This window comes from Streptomyces europaeiscabiei, from assembly GCF_001550375.1.
Lineage (GTDB): Bacteria > Actinomycetota > Actinomycetes > Streptomycetales > Streptomycetaceae > Streptomyces > Streptomyces europaeiscabiei.
This window is the reverse complement of sequence record NZ_LRTR01000777.1, coordinates 1-2,290: the sequence shown is the minus strand read 5'-3', so window position 1 is coordinate 2,290 and position 2,290 is coordinate 1. Positions and strand designations below refer to the sequence as shown.

2 protein-coding genes are annotated in these 2,290 nt (G+C 75.1%); both read right to left on the bottom strand.

The window, feature by feature from the left end; all coding sequences use genetic code 11:
- Positions 1-1,241, bottom strand: a 1,241-nt coding sequence (locus AWZ10_RS38040; protein WP_159058512.1) for an FtsX-like permease family protein, incomplete at its 3' end; no start/stop codon positions are given.
- Complete coding sequence (locus tag AWZ10_RS38035) at positions 1,238-2,044, bottom strand: ABC transporter ATP-binding protein (RefSeq protein ID WP_060893297.1); 807 nt, start codon at positions 2,042-2,044, stop codon at positions 1,238-1,240. The genes AWZ10_RS38035 and AWZ10_RS38040, both read right to left, overlap by 4 nt.
- Between the last annotated feature and the right edge of the window lie 246 nt (positions 2,045-2,290).

Sequence of the window (2,290 nt, the reverse complement as noted above, 5' to 3'; positions counted from 1 at the left end):
ACCCCACGCCCGCCCCCGACCGCGATCGCCTCCGCCGTCCGCAGCCGCCCGGCCCGCAGCGCGGGCACCACGGCCGCACCGGCGACCAGTACGAGCGCGGCGCCGGGCACCGCCACGTCCACCCAGACCGGGATCCCTCCGGCCGGCGCGCCGAACGCCTCGCCGACCTCGGCCAGCACCGGAACGGCCAGCGCGTTGCCGAGCGCCACCCCGAGGACGCAGCCGACCGCCGCAGGCACCAACGCCTGCGCCACATACGCCCGTACGACCTGCGCGGGTGTGAACCCGAGCGCCTTGAGCACACCGATCCGCCGGGTGGCCGCCCCGACGGCCCCACCGACCACGATCCCGATCACCAGCACCGACAGACACAGCCCGAGCACCCCGAAGGCCGCCAGGAACGGCACGAACGCCATCGCGTTCGCCGTCTCCTCCTGCTTCACCGTCAGGTAGGACCGCGCACCGCTCATCGCCCCGGCCGGCACGGCAGCCACGATCGCGGCACGACCGACGGCCACTTCGGAGTCGGTGGCGGCGTGACGGAAGCGGTAGAGCATTTCGTACGACGCCGAACCGCCCTCACCGCCGACGCCGTTGCCGCTCTCCGTGTTCTCCGCGCTCTCCGCGCTCCCCGCGCTCCCCGCCGCCGATGTCTCCGCCAGCGCCTCCGCCTGCGCCGGTGTCACCCACGCGTCGCCCGTGCCGGTCACCGAGCGCGCGAGCCCGACGACGGTCAGGGTCGGGGCGCCCGGGGCGTCGGGGACGGTCAGGCGGGCGCCCGGCCGTAGGGGGATGCCGTCGGCGGCCAGCACGATCTGGCCCGGCCGGGTGGCCCAGGAGCCCTCGATCAGGTCGATCTCGTCGACGGGTCCGCCCGGGTCCTTCCGGCCGACGACGGTCAGCGGCGGCAGATCCACCCCGGCCGGCATGAAGTCGGACCCCGTGACGGTGCGGGGCCGTACCGAAAGGGTCAGGAAGGGTCCGGCCGTGGCGGTCACACCGGGTGCGTCGGTGGTCTCCGCGAGCCGCGCGGCCGTCACCTTCGCGCCGTCGAACTGTCCGGTCAGATGCGCGCCGCGCTGCTCGGCGAAGGCCCGCTCGAAGGGTGCCCGCGCGGCGACGAGCAGCCCGACCGCGAGTACCGACGCGGTGACGGCCATCAGCGTGGTGAGCACCATCACCACCGTCTGCACCCGCCGCCGCCCCACCCCGGCCCGCACCACCCGCCCGAGCGCGCTCACCGCCGCACCGCCGCCGTGCCGGAGCCGCCGCCCTCCACGACGCCCTCCAGGCCGTCTCCGATACCGCCCCGCTCGCCGTCCCGCACCACATCGCGCACGACCCGCCCGTCGACCAGCTCCACCGTCCGGCGGGCGCATGACTCGGCGAGGCGCAGGTCGTGGGTGACGAGGACGATCGTCTGGCCGTCCGCGTTGAGTTCGGTGAGGAGGGCCCGGACGTCGTCGCCGGACGCGGTGTCGAGCGCGCCCGTGGGCTCGTCGGCCAGCAGGAGGGCCGGGCGGTTCATCAACGCGCGGGCCACGGCGACCCGTTGCCGTTCACCGCCGGACAGCCGGCCGGGATACGCGTCGGCGTGCCGGTCGATGCGGAGGTACTCCAGCAGGCCCGCGGCACGCCGACGAGCCTCGGCCCTGGCCAGGCCGGCCAACTGGGCGGGCAGCAGGACGTTGTCGGCGACGGTCAGGTCGTCCAGCAGATTGAAGAACTGGAAGACCATGCCGACCTTGGCCCGCCGGTACCGCGCCGACCCGGCCTCGCCCAGCCGGTCCACCCGTACCCCGTCGACGGTGACGCTCCCCGAACTCGGCCGGTCCAGCCCGGCGATCAGATTGAGCAACGTCGACTTGCCGCTCCCCGACGGCCCGATGACGCTCACCGCCTCCCCGGCCCGCACGCGCAGCGAGACCCCGTCGAGCGCCGGCGGCCCTTCACCGCCGTACGCCCTGCTCACCTCACGGATGTCGATGACGGGCGCGGCGTCGGTGGCGGGCGCGGCGTCGGACGGGGTCGTGGTCGTGGCCACGGAGCCTCCCCAGGAGAGTGGTTGACATGTGGCCCCGACGCTAGGGAGGGGCCCGCGCCCGGTCGTCACCCACGACGGCGAACCCTCTGCCGTACCGGAGGGACCCCGCGCGCACGTCATCCCCGAGATGTACGCGGATGATGTACGGCCCGTCCCCACCACGAGGGATGTGACGGCCGTCGCCGCTTGCCAAACTGGTCGCATGGACGGCGGGGAGGCGCGGACGGAGGCGGCGGGGGCGCGGGC